This is a genomic window from Rhizobium sp. CFBP 8752 (genome assembly GCF_014842035.1).
Lineage (GTDB): Bacteria > Pseudomonadota > Alphaproteobacteria > Rhizobiales > Rhizobiaceae > Neorhizobium > Neorhizobium soli.
Map to the genome: position 1 here is coordinate 1 of NZ_JACYUZ010000003.1, position 18821 is coordinate 18821.

9 protein-coding genes and 1 pseudogene are annotated in these 18821 nt (G+C 59.3%); 5 read left to right on the top strand and 5 right to left on the bottom strand.

Annotation, left to right across the window (positions count from 1 at the left end; all coding sequences use genetic code 11):
• Positions 1-877 (bottom strand): annotated as a pseudogene (locus IFT59_RS16045) (ice nucleation-like protein); the annotation flags it as partial.
• An 830-nt stretch (positions 878-1707) separates the two neighbouring features.
• Between IFT59_RS16045 and IFT59_RS16050 the strand changes: the two are divergent.
• The 5 genes from IFT59_RS16050 to IFT59_RS16070 all read left to right on the top strand — a co-directional run bounded on the left by IFT59_RS16050 (position 1708) and on the right by IFT59_RS16070 (position 14729).
• Positions 1708-3759, top strand: coding sequence for an O-linked N-acetylglucosamine transferase, SPINDLY family protein (locus IFT59_RS16050; RefSeq protein WP_192087529.1), 2052 nt, complete (start codon positions 1708-1710; stop codon positions 3757-3759).
• A 107-nt stretch (positions 3760-3866) separates the two neighbouring features.
• Complete coding sequence (locus tag IFT59_RS16055) at positions 3867-10703, top strand: beta strand repeat-containing protein (protein ID WP_192087530.1); 6837 nt, start codon at positions 3867-3869, stop codon at positions 10701-10703.
• A 154-nt stretch (positions 10704-10857) separates the two neighbouring features.
• Positions 10858-11940, top strand: a complete 1083-nt coding sequence (flhB, locus tag IFT59_RS16060; RefSeq protein WP_062453826.1) for a flagellar biosynthesis protein FlhB — start codon at positions 10858-10860, stop codon at positions 11938-11940.
• Positions 11941-11944: 4 nt separating this feature from the next.
• Positions 11945-12400, top strand: a complete 456-nt coding sequence (locus tag IFT59_RS16065) for a hypothetical protein (RefSeq protein ID WP_062453827.1) — start codon at positions 11945-11947, stop codon at positions 12398-12400.
• A gap of 130 nt (positions 12401-12530) precedes the next feature.
• Positions 12531-14729 carry a DUF1217 domain-containing protein gene (locus IFT59_RS16070; protein ID WP_192087531.1) on the top strand — a complete coding sequence of 733 codons (2199 nt, stop codon included), beginning with the start codon at positions 12531-12533 and terminating at the stop codon, positions 14727-14729.
• Positions 14730-14734: 5 nt separating this feature from the next.
• Here the strand turns inward: IFT59_RS16070 and visR are convergent, their stop codons facing one another.
• The 4 genes from visR to cheT all read right to left on the bottom strand — a co-directional run bounded on the left by visR (position 14735) and on the right by cheT (position 18808).
• A complete protein-coding gene (visR, locus tag IFT59_RS16075) occupies positions 14735-15481 on the bottom strand; it encodes a transcriptional regulator VisR (protein WP_192087532.1) in 747 nt (248 codons plus the stop codon).
• A 17-nt stretch (positions 15482-15498) separates the two neighbouring features.
• A complete protein-coding gene (gene visN / locus IFT59_RS16080) occupies positions 15499-16215 on the bottom strand; it encodes a transcriptional regulator VisN (RefSeq protein ID WP_082471832.1) in 717 nt (238 codons plus the stop codon).
• Positions 16216-16584: 369 nt separating this feature from the next.
• Positions 16585-18267: a flagellar basal-body MS-ring/collar protein FliF gene (fliF, locus tag IFT59_RS16085; RefSeq protein WP_062579079.1), complete on the bottom strand. Its 1683-nt coding sequence runs from the start codon at positions 18265-18267 to the stop codon at positions 16585-16587.
• Positions 18268-18418: 151 nt separating this feature from the next.
• Entirely contained in the window at positions 18419-18808 is a 390-nt protein-coding gene (gene cheT / locus IFT59_RS16090) for a chemotaxis protein CheT (protein WP_062453832.1), read from the bottom strand.
• Between the last annotated feature and the right edge of the window lie 13 nt (positions 18809-18821).

Here is an 18821-nt window from a genome sequence, read left to right on the forward strand (position 1 = left end):
CGGAAGACATAGCGCTGAACTGGGTGGATGACAGTGCTGCAATCTGCGTCGAGCTGAGAGCTGCGATGTTGGCAGTGCTGAGCTTGGTAACATCCAGCCCGGCAATGGCCTTCTTGCTGATCGCGGCCATATCTTCGGACGAGAATGTCGCGAGCTGGCCCGAGGACAAGGCGGCAAGCTGGGTCGAAGAAAGTCCTGCAACCTGTGTAGTGGTCAGAGCTTCCGCGCCGCCTGTGCCGAGGCCGGCGACTGCGTCAGAGGAGAGGCCACCGAGAGCCTTGACACTGATAGCGGCAATTTCGTCGGTGGAGAACAAGGCAATTTCTGTGGAGTCCAGGGTTCCGACCTGAGCGGAGCTCAGACCCGCGACCTGCGTGCTGGTCAGCGCCGTTACCTGTGCGGAAGACAGATTGCCGAATTGCGTCGATGACAGCGCTGCAACCTGCGTGGAGATGAGAACTGCGACATTGTCGGTGCTGAGCTTGGCAACATCCAGGCCAGCGATCGCACTCTTGCTGATTGCAACGATCTGCGTGCTATCAAGAGACCCGATCTGCGCAGTGGAGAGCTCAGCTACCTGGCTGCTGTACAGACCTGCCACCTGGGCGGTGGAGAAGCCATCGAGCTGAGAAGAGCTGAGAATTTGGATCTGATCGAGGGTCAAGCCCCCGAGTGCCTTTACCGAGATAGCGCTCATATCCGCTGAATCGAAGCGAGCCAGGCCGGCGGTCGTCAGGGCGGCAATCTGCGTTGAGGTGAGGGATGTGATTTGAGCACTGCCCAAAGCATCGACATCTTCCGAGGTCAATCCCGCGATCGTGGTCGTCGATAGTTTGGAAATCTGCGTATTGGATAGGGAAGAGATGATCGTGGTCATGGACGTGTCCTTGATGTCGTTAACGAGAGGTCACGCCTATCTGCCGTCAGACACCCACACACCTGGCGGCAATCCGACCTTGCGCAAATACAGCGAAACAAAAGGGGACATGGCTCACGTGAACCTCGGCGTCGGAAAGGCATCATGCAATTCGAGCCAGAACATAGCTCGGATTTCCCACGCTCACTTGTGCGAAAACTTGAACGCTGTTTTCGCGCCCTAAAATATTTAGCCGAAAATTCTTAAATGAGGCTTAACAAGGGCACAGGCATAAAGTGTTGGCGCTCCGTCCGACACATTGTTGGGTTAATCCAGCGATGCCTGGAGCTTTCCGCTGCTGCGAACAAGAACAGTTGGTAGGCATGATAGAATCGAAATTCATGAATTACCAAATTCACTTGGCCACAGCTTATTTTTATTAAAAATGCATCCACTACAAATACGGTTACCCATATGAACCGAGAGATCGCAGCTCTTAAGGTTGGAGAACAGATATCAGGCGCTGCTGCGAAAAAACTCAGGCGCTTTCTCCAATACTAACGGCTACTGCACCAACCACGTTTATTCTTCTGCTATTTCGTCGGAGAATTAAGCGATGTGACATACATGGACATGCTGCATAAGACGACCGTCCTCTGGAGCAAAGGTCCTGGATAATCTTATCACGTAGTACGCGACATCGTCGCGCGCGCCACTGCACGTCTGGATTGCCCTCACCCTGCTTCGCGACCGCAATAACAAGCCCGACGCAAGCTAACCCCGATAATTACAAGGATAAGACGCGTGGAGTGCGTCAATCGTCAGCACCGCTGCCTTGGAACGGGATGGTCATGAACGCCAATATCGCACCTGCAACTGCCCAGGCTTCGCCCTTCGCCAGTATTCTGGAGAAGGCGCAGAACCAGCAACTCTCGCTCGGCGATCTGTTCCAGGTTGCAGAAGCGCTCAATTCCAGCGGCCAGCAGGCGCGCGCCGTCGAGGTCTACAAGGTGTGGACCGCCTTCAACGAAACCCACCCGCTTTTGCATGTCGCCTATTTCAACTACTCCGTGACGCTGCGACAGCAGGGCGACAATGCCGGCGCCATTCTCGCCTTGCAGGCGGCCAACAGGCTCGATCCGCTTTTCGGCCCGGCCCATATCAATCTGGGACGTACGCTCGAAGATTCCGGCCTCATCAATCAGGCACTCCAGAAATGGCGCACCTATATCGATCTGACCGACGAAGTCATTCCTGACCGCATCAACAACCGCCTGATGGCCATGCAGCATACTGGCCGCGTGCTCGAAAACGCAGGTCGGCTGGATGATGCCGAATCCATCCTGTGGCAGGCGATCGAACTGCAGCCAAACAAGACGGAGGCCGGCCAGCACTGGAGTTCGATTCGCCAGCGCCAGTGCAAATGGCCGGTTCTGACCACGACATCGCCGCATGTGACGCCGCGCCAGCTTCTCGATGCCATGTCGCCGCTGACGCTGTCGTGCTATTCGGACGATCCGATGTTCCAGTTGGCCAAGGCCTATCGCTACAGCAAGCAGCTTATCGGCGGGCCGTTCGACCTCAGTGCCTTCCCGCGCAAGGCTCCTAAGAAGAAGACCGGAACCGGCCAGCGCCTGCGCATCGGTTACCTGTCATCAGACCTTCGCGACCATGCCGTCGGTTTCGCATTGCGCGAAGTGCTCGAGTTGCACGACAAGGATAGCGTCGAGATCTACGCCTACTATTGCGGCGAGGCCCGCACCAATGACGCGACGCAGGACCGCATCAAGGCGGTCGCCGACCAGTGGCGCGATATTGCGGCACTTGGCGATGCGGAAGCGGCGAAGACGATCCGCGCCGACGAGATCGATATCCTGATCGACGTCAACGGCTATACGAAAATGGCCCGTGCGAAAATCTTCGCCTACCGTCCGGCACCGGTCATCGTCAATTTCTGCGGCTATCCGGGATCGATCGGCAGCCCGTTCCACCAGTACATGATTGCCGACGGTCACATCGTGCCGCCGGAAAACGAGATCTTCTATACGGAGAAGGTGCTGCGGATCGCCTGCAACCAGCCGATCGACCGCAAGCGCGTAATCGCCCCGACGCCGAGCCGCATCGATGCCGGACTGCCGGACGGCGCCTTCGTCTATGCCTGCTTCAACGGCATGCAGAAGATCACATCGGACTGCTTCAATCGCTGGATGAAGATCCTGTCGGCAACGCCCGGCAGCGTCCTCTGGCTGCTTGCGGGGGACGAGGATGCCAATGTGCGGCTGCGCCAGCTGGCCGAGAAGCAGGGGATCGCGGCAGAACGGCTGATCTTCGCGCCGAAAGCGCCGAACGCCAATCACCTTGCCCGCATCGCCTGTGCCGATCTCTTCCTCGATACATTCCCCTACGGCGCGCATTCGACGGCGTCGGACGCCATCACCATGGGTCTTCCGATCCTCACTGTGTCGGGCAACGGCTTTGCCTCGCGGTTCTGCGGCAGCATTGTTGCCGCCGCCGGCATTCCGGAGATGATCTGCGCCACACCGGAGGAGTATGTCGCGCGCGCCATCGGCTTTGCGCATGACCGCGAGAGCCTGCGCGCGATCAGAACGTCGCTCTGGGACAAGCGCGACACGAGCGCGCTTCGGGACATGCCCGGCCTCGCGCGTCGGCTGGAAGAACTCTACTGGCAGATGCAGGGCGAGGCCGAGCGTGGGGAGACGCCGGTGCCTGATCTTCGCAATCTCGACATCTATTACGAAGTCGGCGCGGAGCTCGTTCTCGAGGGGATCGAGTTCGAAACTGCCGATGCCTACCGGAAGCGCTACACATCGAAGCTGGCATATCAGAACGAATATGCGCCGATTCCCTACGACGACCGTTTCTGGAAACAAAACAAGGGCTGAACTGTCCTGACCCGGCTGTTCTCGATCGAGAGCGTCCGGGTTTTCGGCAGTCTCAAAGGCTCAAAATCCATTTTTAAAATCAAATGCCGCATCAAGGATCATAGCGTATGACCTCGACCATTTCCTCCCTGAGTGCCTCTCAGGTCAGGTCCCTCTCAACGGCAAGCGTCGCTGCGTGGACCACGGAAGATGTCGCATCGCTTTCGACCAAGCAGATCGCTGCGATGTCGTCCTCGCAGATTGCGGCCCTTGATGTCGAAGACGTCGACGTGATGAACACGGTGCAGCTCAATGCCATTTCGCAAAATGCGATCATCGGCCTGACGCTGGACCAGTTGTCCATTCTCAACGGGAACGAAATCGCCAGCCTGAGCACGAGACAGGTTTCCTCACTGTCAACCGCACAGATCAGCAGCCTTTCGGACGATCAGGCCGAGGCTCTGACCTCCGTCCAGGTCGGTGCCCTCACCTCGGAACAAATCGCGGCCCTTACACCGGACGAGATCGCAACATTTTCGACCGCCGACATGGCTGCGATCAGCGCGAAAGGTGTGCGCGGCCTGACATCGACGCTGATCGCCGCACTGTCGGAAGAACAGGTCGCAGCGCTCAACACAGCGGCGATTTCCAATCTGGCCACGAGCCAGATCGATGCCTTTTCCGCCAATCACCTTGCCGCGCTGAAGACAATCCAGATCGCCGCTCTCGGCGGGTCGCAAATGGGCGCATTGACCAGCAACGATATCGCGGCGCTATCGACGGATCAGGTTGCGGCGCTCAACACGAGGGCGATCGTCGGTCTCAACACCGATCAGATTGCTGCTCTGTCCATCGACCAGGCCGAAGCGCTATCCTCGGTCCAGGTAAAAGCGCTGACCTCGATCCAGCTCGCGGTTCTGAGCGCAGAAGCGATCGAAACGTTTTCGACGGCGGACATTGCATCGATCAGCAGCAAGGCGGTCTCCGGTCTGACAACCGACGTGATCTCAGCCCTGTCCGAACAGCAGATCGCCGCCCTGACCGTGGGGACGGTTGCGAAGCTTTCGGCAACGCAGGTGGCAGCGCTCTCGGTCGATCAGTTCACTGCCATGGCGACAGCACAGATTGCAGCGCTCAGCGCAACGCAGATCACCGCCATCAGCACGGGCACCATAGCCGAATTTTCCACGCAGCAGATTGCAGCACTCGGAACCGCGACCGTTGCCAAGCTTTCGACGGTGCAGATTGCAGCACTTTCCGAAGATCAAGCGGAAGCGCTCTCCTCGGTCCAGGTAAAGGCCCTGACCTCGTCGCAGATCGCAGCCTTCAGCGATTCGGCAATCGCCACCTTCTCGACCGACGATATCGCTGCCATCAGCAATCGTGGCATTGCGGGGCTGACCGTCGAGAACATTGCCGCGCTGACAACCGGACAGATCGCTTCGCTCAGCACGTCCGCCATTTCCAACCTCGGCACGGACCAGATTGCCGCCCTTTCGGTCGAACAGGCCGAGGCCTTGTCTTCGGTCCAGATCAAGGCGCTGAGCTCGAAGCAGCTTGCCGCACTGTCGCCGGAGGCAGTCGCGACCTTTACCACCGCCGAAATCGCCGCGATCAGCAGCAAGGGTATCGGCGGCCTCAGTTCGGATGCGATCGCAGGACTTTCCATCAGCCAGGTCGCGGCTCTCGGCACGGGTGCGATCGCCAAGCTTTCGACAACCCAGATCGCCAGCCTTTCGGCCGAGCAGGCGGATATCCTATCCACCCTGCAGATCGCGGCACTGACCTCGAAACAGCTTTCAGCGCTTTCCCCCGAGGCAATCGCGACGTTTACGGCCGCAGAAATCGCGACGCTCACCAACAAGAGCATCGGCGGCCTCAGCACCGATATCATTGCGGCACTCACGACAGCGCAGATCGCCGCTCTCGGGACGAGCGCGATTGCCAACCTCGGCACGCAGCAGATTGCGGCACTGTCGACGGATCAGGTGGCTACGCTTTCGGCGGCTCAGGTGAAGGTCCTGTCTTCCAAGCAGGTTTCTGCGCTGACGGAAGACGGTATCGCGACACTGTCGACGAACCAGGTGGCAGCACTGTCAACAGGTGCCATCAAGGGCTTGGTCGCGGACCAGATCGGTGCAATGTCGACCCGGCAGGCCGAAAGCCTGACGTCGGCACAGGTCGGCGCCCTGTCGTCGAAACAGCTCTCGGCGTTCGACGATGATCACATCGCCACCTTCTCGACGCTCGATATTGCAGCAATCGGATCGAGCGCGGTTGGCGGGCTGTCGGAGGATGCGATCTCGTCGCTCTCCGCAAGCCAGATCGCAGCGCTTGGGACAGGTGCCCTGGCGGCACTTGGTACAGGCCAGATCGCAGCTTTTGCGACATCCCAGATCGGAGCGTTGAGCACCCAGCAGATCGCCGCCCTGAAACCGACACAGATCGCAGCGCTCGGCGCGAGCGACATTGCGGTTCTCTCCACGGCGCAGGTCGCCGCACTGAGCGCCTCCGCAGTGGCAGCGCTTGGCGTCGATCAGGTCGAGGCTCTCACATCCGCACAGATCACGGTGCTCGGCTCCAAGCAGATGGCGGCCCTGACATCGACGCAGGTCGCAGCGCTTGATACCGCCGACATCGCACGGCTATCTTCCATGCAGGTCGCAGCCCTAAGCGCCTCCGGCGTTGGGGGTCTCAGCACCAGACAGCTCGCCGTTCTGTCGGTCGATCAGGCCGAAGCGCTGAATTCCAATCAGATCGGTGCACTCACATCGTCGCAGCTTGCTGCACTCGGGACCGACGACATCGCGACATTCTCGACCAAGGAGATTTCGGCGATCGGTTCGGGCGCAATTTCGGGTCTGTCCACGTCAACGATCGCCAGCCTGTCGAGCGAGAAGATCGTGGCGATCAGCACAGCCGGTATCTCCGGCATGACGACACGGCAGGTCGATGCCCTGAGCGCTGGTCAGATCGCGATCCTTTCCACGAAGCAGGTGTCGGCGCTGACCTCGCTGCAGGTCTCTGTTCTTGAGACTACAGATATTGCCGCTCTTTCCTCGAGCCAGGTGAACGCACTCAGTTCCACCGGTGTTGTCGGCCTGACCACGAGCCAGATTGCCGCGCTCTCCTCGGATCAGATCGCAGCGCTGTCCACCCGCCAGGCTGCGGTTCTGAGCTCGTCGCAGATCGTGGCGATCATCTCCAACAATATCGAGGCGTTTTCCGCCAAGAACCTCGGCGTGATCAGCTCCAGCGCGGTTGCCGGGCTTTCAACATCGGTGATCGCTGCTCTTTCGACCGCAGCCATCGCGGCGCTCAGCACGAACGGTATTTCCGGACTGACGACGAAACAGGTGGATGCGCTGACATCCGACCAGGTTTCGGTCCTCACCACGAAGCAGCTCGCGACACTGACCTCGGCGCAGGTCGGTGCTCTCGGCGCCAGCGACGTGACCGTGCTGACGACCTCCCAGATCGCGGCGCTTAGCGCGGCGGGTGTCGCCGGGCTTTCGACCGGCCAGCTGAGTGCGTTGAGCACGGCGCAGGTCGAAGCCATGACGGCCTCGCAGGTCGGCGCGCTCAGCTCCAAGCAGCTTGGAGCGCTCGGCACCGACGATATCGCCACATTCTCCACCGCAGATATCGCCGCGATCGGCTCGGACGCCATTGCCGGCCTCTCCACCGACATGATCGCGGCACTGTCGGTCGACCAGGTCGATTCGCTCAGCACAGCCGGCATAGCCGGTCTCAGCACCAGGCAGATCGACGCCATGGACTCGGCGCAGATCGAGGCGCTGACAAGCAAGCAGGTCGCGGCCCTCAATTCCCGGCAGGCGACGGCGCTCGACACTGCCGATATCGGCAAATTCTCGACGCAGGATATTGCAGCGATCGGCTCCGACCTCATCGTCGGGCTTTCGACCGCCGTGATCGCAGCACTGACCACCGATCAGGTCGCAGCGCTGAGTGCAGCCGGACTGTCCGGGCTGTCGACGAAGCAGATCCAGTCTCTGACAAGCGACCAGATCGGATCGCTCTCATCGTCCCAGATTGCGGTTCTCAACTCCAAGCAGATCGCAGCGCTGGATACGGAAGATGTCGCGGCCCTTTCGGCCGGCCAGATCGCCGCTCTGAGTTCGGGCGGCGTTACGGGGCTTTCGAGCGCGCAGATCAGCGTCCTTAGCACCGCTCAGGTCGAGGCCTTTACAGCGACCCAGGTTGGCGCCCTCAGTTCATCGCAGATTGCAGCGCTTGGCGCCGACGATCTTTCGACCTTCTCGGAAGCCGATATCGCCGCGATCAGCTCGGCTGCGATGCAGGGTCTGTCGACCGCGACCATCGCGGGCTTTTCGGCAGACCAGATCGAAGCGCTAGGCACCGCCAATATCGCCGGCCTGACGACGGCTCAGGTCGGGGCGATGAGCACGGATCAGCTGTCTGCGCTGACCACGAGCCAAATCAAGAACCTGACCTCGCGGCAGATTTCGGCGCTCGGCACATCCGGGATCGCTGCCTTCTCGCACGATCAGATCGAAGCGCTCAACACGGCCGCCATTGCGGGGCTGACAACGGCCCAGATGAGCAGCATGAGCAGCGATCAGATCGAAGCTCTGACGTCCGTTCAGGTTGCCATGCTGAGTTCGACGCAGATCGCATCGCTTGGCACGGACGATCTGGCGACATTCAGCACCGGCGATCTTTCGGCGATCAGTTCGTCGGCCATGCAGGGGATCTCGACAGCGACGATTGCCAGCTTCTCCGCCGATCAGATCTCTGCACTCGGTACCGGCGGCATTGCCGGGCTGACAACGGCCCAGATAAATGTCCTCAGCACCGATCAAGTCGGCGCACTCACCACCGGCCAGCTTTCGGCCCTGACATCGAGGCAGGTGGCAGCGCTCGGCACCGACGACATTCTTGCCATCTCGGCCGATCACATTTCGGCGCTCAACCCGTCGGTGATCGCCGCTTTCTCGACGGTCCAGATCGCAGCGCTCAGCACGAGCCAGTCGGAGGCCCTGACATCCAGCCAGATCGCGACCTTGAGCTCAGGCCAGATCGCAGCCTTCGGCCTTGACGACATCGAGACATTCTCGACTGCAGACATCGCCGCCATCACGTCCAAAGCCGTGCCCGGCCTGTCGACGTCGATGATCGCGGCACTTTCGACCGACCGGATCGCGGCTCTCAGCGCCGACGGCATTGCAGGCCTGTCGACCGCCCAGATCAATGCCCTGAGCGTGCTGCAGGTTGAAGCCCTGACGACTGCACAGTTCTCGGTGATGACGTCCCGCCAGCTTGCGGTGCTCGGCACGGACGATCTGGCGATGCTGTCTCCGAACGATATCGCGGCGCTCAACACAGGCGCGATACCAGGCCTCTCGGCGACCCAGATTGCCGCCTTGACGGTCGATCAGGTGGAGGCATTCACCTCCGATCAGGTGGGCATGCTCACATCCACACAGCTTGCCGCGCTTGGCCAGGACGATATCGAAGCGTTCTCGACCAGTGACATTGCCGCGATCAGTTCGAAGGCGATGCCTGGCCTTTCCACAGCAATGCTGTCGGCGTTTTCGGTCGAGCAGATCTCCGTGCTCGGTACCGGCGGCATTGCAGGACTTTCGACGGCGCAGATCGCCGTCTTGAGTTCGATGCAGATCGAAGCTTTGACGACCACGCAGATCGCGGTTTTCACGTCCAAGCAGATTGCAGCGCTCGACACCGGCGATCTCGCCGTTCTCTCGAGCCAGCAGCTTGCGGCCATCAGCTCGGCCAGCGTTGGTGGACTTTCGACGGCAACGATCGGCGCCTTCACGACGGAGCAGATCGCGGCTTTGAGCCCGGCTGCGATCTCGGGTCTCTCCACCAGCCAGATCAACGCCATCAGCGTCGATCACCTGGAAGCGCTGACGACCGACCAGGTCGGCGCCCTGACCTCCAAGCAGATGGCTTCGCTCGGCACAGACTATATCGCAGCACTCTCGGTCGAACAGATCGCGGCGATCGGTGCCGGCGGCATTTCCGGTCTCGGCAGTGTTCAGATCGCAGCTCTCAATACCGAGCAGATCGACGCGTTCACGACGAGCCAGATCGCGGCGTTGAGTTCCGGCGCGCTGATGGGGCTCTCGTCGGAAGATTTCGAGACCTTCTCGACGGCGGATCTGGCAGCGATCAGCTCATCCGCAATCAAGGGCCTTTCGACCGGCTTTATTGCCGCGCTTTCTAACGATCAGATTGCTTCTCTGAGTGCCGGCAGCGTCGGCGGCCTGACAAGCCTGCAGATCGACGCCATGAGTTCGCAGCAGATCGACGCGCTTTCGACCGAACAGCTTGCGGGCCTCGGCGCCAACGGACTTGGGGGGATCTCGGCAGACGATTTCGGCACGTTCACACTCGAAGAACTGGCCGTTCTCAACCCGACTTCGATCAAGGGACTGCCGGTCAGCATCATCGCAGGTCTTTCCACGATCCAGATCGGCGCGCTGACGACCAGCCAGGTAGCCGGCCTCGGGTACAACCAGATCGTCGCCATGAACACCGATCAGCTCGCCGCATTGTCGGTCGATCAGGTCGGGGCGCTGGGCGCGCTTCAGGCATCGGGCATCGGCGCCGACGATATTCTCGGCTTCACCACCGAGGAGATTGCCGCCTTCAGCACCGGTGCGATCTCAAGCTTGAGCACGCTGGTCATCGCGTCGCTCACCACGGCACAGGCAGAGGCCCTCACACCGCTGCAGGTCAACGCGATGACGTCGGCACAGATTTCCGCACTGACGGATGCGGGCCTTGCGACATTCTCGGCCGAAGACATCTCGCTCATCAGTGCCTCGGGGATCTCCGGCATATCGACGGCAGACATCTCGCATCTGACGAGCGACCAGCTTGCGGCGTTGATCGATACGCAGATGGGATCGTTGAGCCCGGACCAGATCTCCGCCGTGATCGCCCGCTATGTCGCGTAAGTAAGGTTCACCGCGTCGCGGTGAACCGCTCGACGGCCGTTGGGTTCAAAGCATCTGTGAGAAACCGGTAAACCTTGCGGCGCGGCACGGGCGGACAGATGCCACCGCGCCGTGCTTCTGCTAAGCTTGCTGCCGATGAAGCAGGAGTTGGCTCTTGTCCGACGATCAGGATAAAGACAGCAAAACCGAAGACCCGACTGGTAAAAAAATCCAGGACGCGATGGACAAGGGCAACATCGCGATCTCGTCCGAGGTGGCGATCTTCGCCTCGACGCTTGCCTTCTACATCTACCTGATCTTCTTCCTGCCGCAAAATACCGCTCATCTGGCTGAGGTTCTTAAAGATCTGGTCGAACGCCCCGAACAGTGGCGCATCGATTCGAGCGCGGACCTAGTGTCGCTTTGCGCCTATGTGCTGCTTCAGAGCGCTTATTTCATGCTTCCGGCAGCCGTCCTGTTCATGGGCTTCGGGTTGCTTGCGTCGGCAGGTCAGCACATGCCGTCGTTCATTCTCGAACGAATCAGGCCGCAGTGGAACCGGATCTCGCCGATGTCCGGGTTCAAGCGGCTTTTCTCGATGCAGGGCATGGTCCATTTCGGCAAATCGCTGATCAAGATCGTCGCCGCCGGCATCATCATGTACCTGTCGCTGCGCAACGAGTATTTCAAACTGCTCGATTCGATCTTTTCCGACCCGCAGACGCTGTTCCCAATTCTGGCGCGAATCATCAAGAAGATGATCATCGTCGTCCTGGCCTGCACGTTTCTGGTTGCTGCACTGGATATCGCCTGGACGCGGTTCCACTGGTTTACCGAGCTTCGGATGACCAAGCAGGAAATCAAGGACGAGATGAAGCAGTCGCAGGGCGACCCTTTCGTCAAGGCCCGGCAGCGTTCGATTGCCCGTGATCGCGCCCGTCGGCGCATGATCAACAGCGTTCCGCGCGCCACACTGATCATCACCAACCCGACCCATTATGCGATCGCATTGCGCTATGTCGCGCAGGAATCGGAAGCTCCGGTCGTGGTTGCCAAGGGCCAGGATCTGATTGCGATGCGAATCCGCGAAATTGCTCAGGAGCACGGAATACCGATTTTTGAAGACCCACCGCTCGCCCGTTCCATGTTTGCGCAAGTCTCGGTTGATAGCGTCATCCCATCGGTTTTTTATAAGGCGGTCGCTGAACTGATCCATCGGATCTATGCGGGACGTCGTCAGAACAAACGGATGCGCTGACAGAATGAAAAAATGCTCCTATTCCGCCGTACGTGAAGAAATTCTCGCAAAGGCCATCGGCCCGCTTGCATCCGAATTACGGCTCATCGATGCGGCCGATCTCATTTCGCTTTTGCGGCTTGAGTATCATGCCAATATCTCGGACCTCGTCTCTTCGGCGGCCGAGCTGTATTTCCATCCCGGCACCGTGAATTTCGGCGTCGGTGGCGACTATCATCTCGACTGGGATACGCACCCATCGGTCACGCTGGACCTGGAGATCAAGCCGCGTGGCGTGACGATCCATGCTCAGCTGACGCTTCAGGCCGAAAAGGCGAGCGTCGAAATCAACTACATCAGCTTCCTTTCGCCCTCGGCCAATCCTGACGAGAACACCCGGTTTCTCGAGCGCAGTCTTCAGGACGCAGCCTTCGTACCGTCCATGCGCGGTTTGGCCGGCATGGCCGCCACGGCGAACTAAAAGGCGTCGTACCGCGGATCGTAAAGCTCCGCTTAACCGGGTCTCTGGTACATATGCTTGATTCGGCATTTGACTGCCGAATCAAGCGGCGATGCCCGGGAATGAAGCCCGATCTTTAAGGGTGAAGACCATGACTTCGACGACGCTGTCGACCTATACGAGCTATCTGATCGTCAACCGCGACATGAAGTCGTCGCTTGACCGCGTCGCCAACCAGGGCACGGTCGCTCGCGATACCGAATATTACGAAGCCAATATCGACAAGGTGACGACAGCCGACGAATTCGTCGATGACTATCGACTGTATTCCTATGCGATGAAGGCCTATGGCCTTGAGGAAATGACGTACGGAAAGGCCTTCATGAAGAAGGTCCTGGAGAGCGATCTCAGCGATACTGCAAGCTTTGCCAATTCGCTGACCGACAAGCGCTATGCGACCATGGCGGCAGCTTTCAACTTCGGCACGAAGACCGCCGAGGCGCAGACTTCGGTTCAGGAAGATAATCTCGTCAAGGCGTATCAGGATTCCTTCGATCAGGAAGAAAAGGATATCCAGTCCGAGGTCGACTATTACAGCAAGGCCATCGCTAATATCACCGATGTCGACGACCTCCTGTCGAACAGCCGGCTGAAGACATATGTGCTCGATTCATTCGGGCTTGATGCCAAGTACACGTCCACCAGCTATCTGAAGCAGGTGTTGACCAGCGATCTCGAAGACCCGAACAGCTTTGCCAACCAGACCGGCAGCGACAAGTTCGTGGCGCTAGCCGAAGCGTTCAACTTCCAGGCTGACGGCACGGTCGCAGACGGCGACAGCGCCCAGACGAGCGGCCAGATCGAATCGCTGAGGCTCGATTACGTCTACAACAAATCGACGTTCCCATCCGATACGCTCGCGGCCGCCAACCAGACCTATTGGGAAACCAATATTGCCTCGATGACCAGTGTCGACGAGTTGGTCGACGACCCCCGGATGGTCGAGTATCTGACCACGGCCTTCAGCGTCAAAGTGCAGTTCACCTCCACGATCCGGTCGCTGCTGACCAGCGATTCGGCTGCAGCGACGCTCGGCTATACGGGCGTCAAGGCGATGTTCAATTTCCAGAGCGACGGTTCGATCGCCACTGGCGAGACCGCTCAGAACCAGACCCAGCTGGCGTCTACCAGCACCTCCTACCAGACGGCCTTCAAGGCCAACCAGGAAGATGCGGTCACCAATGCGGTCACCAACTATCAGACGCGCATCGCCGAGGTGAAAAGCGTCGATGACTTTCTAAGTTCGAATAAAGACGACGACGACGATACCAATGACGATGTGACGGAGATCTGGGACGTCGCGCTGCGCGCCTATGGGATCGATCCGGCCGATGTCAGCAAGAGCCGGCTCAAGGATATTCTTGCAAGTGATCCGAACGACCCGAAGAGCTATGTCAACCAGCTGAAAGACGACCGGTACGTCAATCTGGTCAAGGCGTTCAACTTCGACGCGGAAGGCGATATCGACACGCCTCTCCTCGTCCAGTCAGCCAGCGTCATCAGCAATTTCGCGACAGACTACAAGACGGAACAGCTCAAACTTCTCAAGGGCAGCGCTCGCGAGAAGGCGGAGGAAGCTGCCGACAAGGAGATCGACTACTACAATACCCAGATGCAGACGATCACCACGGCCGCCGAGCTTATTGCCGACGACCGCCTGGTGTCCTTCGTGCTCGAATCGAAGGGGATCGATCCCAAATCGGTCACCAAGGACGAGCTGAAGAACATGTTCTCGTCCGATCTCGACAATCCCAAAAGCTATGTGAACAGTCTTGCCAACGGCGTGTTTGCTGAGATCGTGGCATCGTTCAACTTCGATAGCGAAGGCAACCTTTCTGCGCAGCCCGTGGGCACGATCCAGCAGCGCGGCGACGTGCTGGCGACCGTCAACAACTACAAGCAACAGACGCTTGAAGAGCAGGAGGGGGAATCCAACGAGGGCGTGCGGCTGGCGCTGTATTTCGAGCGCAAGGCGGCGGACGTTACGAGCGCTTATACGATCCTTGGCGACACGGCGCTGTTCGAGTTTTTCAAGACGACGTTCAGCATGTCCGACTACATATCCAACATGGATACGGATCAGCAGGCGAGCATGATCGAGAAATACGTCGACATCTCGAAGCTTCAGGATCTGGACTACGTGACCAAGTTGATCAAGCAATACACGGCGCTCTACGATTCCGAGAACAGTTCGACGACATCGCCGGCGCTGACGCTGCTCACAACCACCGGCACGACACGCATCAGCTCCGATACGCTGCTTGCCGTCGCCCAGCTTTCATCGAAATAGAGACTTCAGTGGATGTAGCCGAGGCGGATCGCCTTGGCGATCGCCTGGATGCGGTTCACGGAATTGAGCTTGATCGTCGCGGAGCCGAGATAGGCGTTGACAGTGTGAACGGAGAGGCCAAGCTTCTCGGCGATCTCTTCGCTGATACGACCGTCGCCGGCCAGTTGAAGACACGCCACTTCCCGTTCGCTCAGGGATTCGGCCGGCACGCTTCGACGCTCATCGAGTGCCAGAAGGTCCATCATGACCTGACAACTTCTGACGTGCTGGTCGATGATCAGATTGCTGCCCAGCTCCAGCGAGCCCGACAAAAACGTGACGTAGCCATTCCCGAGAGCACCCAACCGCACCGGGAATGCAATTCCTGACGATGGCATGATCCGGTCGTCGATCTTGCGCACGAGCGAGGAAAAATCGCCGGCCTCGCTATAGGCCCCTTTTTCCGTGCCGGTCCACACGATCGGCAGGATCGACATTTCGATATGATCGAGAAACATATCGCCGTAGGAGCTCACGAGTACGCCCTGATGCTCCCCGCTTCCGGCGCCCCAGTTGTCCAGCTCGCAGACCAGCTTGCGCTTGTTGGGAAGCCCGGCGCCGGCAACACGAAACACAGCGAAGTGCCGCGCCTTGAGGTTCCTCTGCATGGCGACGAGTTTGGGAAATATGTCCGAACGACTGGAGGCACGCTGAAGACGCAGATACTGGATGCTGCCCGGTCCATCTGACGTTCCACCGCGGGAAAAGCCCATTGTTGCCCCAAGCCTTCCTAAACCAGATTGTTGCGTACGGCATAAGCGATCGCTTCCGACCGCGTTTTGGTTGCCGTCTTACGCATCACGCTGGTGATGTAGTTGTTGATCGTATTGCGGGAGATCCCGAGGATCACCGCTATCTCATCGCTGGTCTTGCCCTCGGCGATCCAGAACAGGCATTCCAGCTCGCGTTCCGTCAGTTCGAAGTCGCGTTCAGCCTTGGCATCGCGCGCCTCGGCAAAGCTTGCGCCATAGGATGCAAACAGTCCGACTTCGCGAAGTCTTTCCTGCGACAGGATGATGCCTTCCAGGAAAAGCAGCATCAGAGAGAAACGGGTTTTGCCGACGCAGAATGTCAGCGAACAGTATTGGCGGCTGATGTCGTCCGGCGGCGTGATGTCATCGGGCAGGAGCGCGAAGCTCGGGGTCAGCAGCGACAGACACTTTTCGAGTTCCGTCGAACGCGCATAACCACTCGCCAGATCCGCCCCGAGCCGTCGGACGAGATCGAATGGCCAGTTGGAGGTTACGATGAAATCGAGACCGTGTTCCTGGACGAGGTCGTAGCGGGCGAGAAGAAAATGCGAAGCGCCAACGTAGTCTGCGAGCAGCCGCATGATAGCCTGAACGTTGTTCGATCTCGACAAGATCGAAAGCCGTCTTACCAGTTGTTCACGGGAGATAATTTTCGACCCAGGTCCATCGTGATACGCGCGCTGGTCGATCGTCATCTCTGCTTCAGGCAACTCCACCGTTATCTGCTCCCCACCGGCTCCTCTCCCGAAGGGCGACACCGGTATGTTCAAACGACGTATGGCATCCGCTTCCAGAATTAAGGCAGTTCCGGGTGCCGATACCCTGGCGTGACCGGTCCATTCCGAATCAGACTTCACATGTGCAAAGCCTAGACGTTGCCGTACGAATCAGGGCCATTGTAGGAATCGCTTTTGGAAATGCTATGCCGCGAGCGCCGATTTTGCCCACTTCCATCCATAAAGGCTTCATCAATGAGGCTAAAATGCGCCAACTGTATGGCAATGCCCACGCAACAAGGCCGGGACGAGCCCGGCCTGTTGTGATCATATGTTTGTGAAGGCAGTTTAGGCTGCTTTGTCGATCGCCCACTTGCGCAGGATTTTCGCGGCCCGCTCTTCGGAGATCTCGACCATGCGGGAGAGACGTTTTTCCGGACCTTCCTTGACCCGGCGGTTGAAGCCGCCGTCGTCGGCACCGCCCATAAGATCGTCCGAGCTGTCGAAACCGAAGTCGGCGCCGAAGCCATCCATGAGCGCCGGGCTTGCGCCACCCGGTGAGAAGTCGGGAAGTTCGAGGCCGGCCGCATCGGCGGTAAGCTCTCCGGCCGGGACGCTGGTGTTGCCACCGACGGTGCGCACCAGAGGACGAAGGCCAAGCCAGACCACGAGGAAGGCGACAAGAACGAACGCAAGCGAGTTGATGATGCCGCCGATATTACGGTTGAGCACTTCCATCATACCCGGACCAGACGAAGCGGCCTCGTCGAGAAGCTGGGTTTCGACGAAATCCATGGCCGTGAGTGTGACGACATCGCCGCGGTCGCTGCTGATGCCGGCAGCCGAAGACACGATCTTCTGCATTTCGGCAAGATAGGCGTCGACCTTCGCCTGATCCGCGGGCTCGCCCACCATCTTGGCAATACGGCCCTTGTTGACGACGACGGCGATCGAAATCTTTTCAATCTGATAGCCGTTGCGAACTGTCGCCGTGGTCTTCTGATTGATTTCGTAGTTGGTCTGCTCTTCCTTCTTGTCCGACTGGTCGGACGATTTAGGAGCGCCGTCGCCGCCGGCCTGAGGAGCGGCCTGGGGAACGTTCTGCTCGACCGTTGTCGCGCTGTCGTTCTGGGCCTGCTGCGACTTGGAAGCTTCCTTGGTGGAGCGCACCGACCGTTCAACGCGGGAGTTCGGGTCGAAAACGGTTTCCTGGATCTGCTGGCTGTCGGTGTTGAGGGCGGCAGTCACGCTGGAGCGGAAGTTATCCATTCCGAGAAAGGGTGCCAGCGCCTTGTCGATGTTGTTTTCGATTTCCTGCTGGACCGACTGGACCACACCGAGCGAACGGCTGATCTGGCTGTTGCTGCCATCGTCGCCCGAGGCGAGAAGCTGGCCGGTTGAATCGAGGATCGTGACATCGTCGACTTCGAGGCCCGGGACGGCCGAGGCGACGAGATGGCGGATAGACGCAGCGGCTTTGCGACCGGCGGATGCGTTCGCACGGATCATCACGGACGCCGTCGGCTTCTGCTCGCCGCGACGGAAGTTGCCGGCATCAGGCATGACGATGTGGACGCGTGCGGCCGACACGCCGGAGATCTGCTGGATCGAACGGCCGATTTCGCCTTCGAGCGCCCTCACCCGCGTGACTTCCTGCATGAAGGAGGTCAGACCGAGCGAGCCGACATTGTCAAACAGCTCGTAGCCGGCATTGGCGCTGTTGGGCAGGCCGCGTTCTGCAAGCATCAGACGCGCCTTGCCGGTCATACCGACAGGCACCTGGATGCTTGCGCCATCAGAGCCAACCTCAAAGGGCATGTTGGCTTCCGCAAGGGCGATGCTGATCTGATTGAGATCGGCTGTTTCCAGACCGACATACAGTCCCTCATAGGAGGGCTTGTTCACATAAAGGGCAGCGGCCAGAACGATCGCTATCGAAACGACGCCGACGGCGCCCAGCGCGATCAATCGTGTCTGGCCAAGACTGGCCAGATTTTTGAATATTGTTGGAAATTGAGATAACAGATTCATTCTGTCCCACGCCGCCAGATAACATCTCGAGCCTATGCCCAGCATCACCCTAGGGAGCGAAGCTTGCGCGAGCGTTTCGAAACGTCCTGTCTGGTTGCCGCATGATGATTGCAACGCGGCCTGGCAGCAGGGTCAGAGACAGTCTGTGACGTCAGAAGAAATCGAAGTCTCCAGCGGCCTTGTTGAGCGGCTGGGAGTGGCCGTGGCGCATCCCGTTGGCCAGCGCCTTCTGCATGTCGGCAAGTTTGACGAGGCTGAGAGCCGTCGACAGATCCACCATCCAGTCGCTCGGAATGCTCGCGGTGACGGTATCGATGAACTCTGCGAGACCCCGCGTTTTCTGCACCGCGAGATCGATGCCCTGCAGCACTTTTACGCTGTCGGGCGAATGAAGCAGGCCCGGGCCGCCCAGTTCCAACACCTGCGGTTCGATACGCTCGATCAGATAGGCGACATCGTGCAGCTCCGAGACGAGGCGCATCAGTACCTCGGGCAGAGATTCCTCAAGGGAATCGCGTATCGGGGCGGTGATTTCAGTCATGAATTTCCTCGTC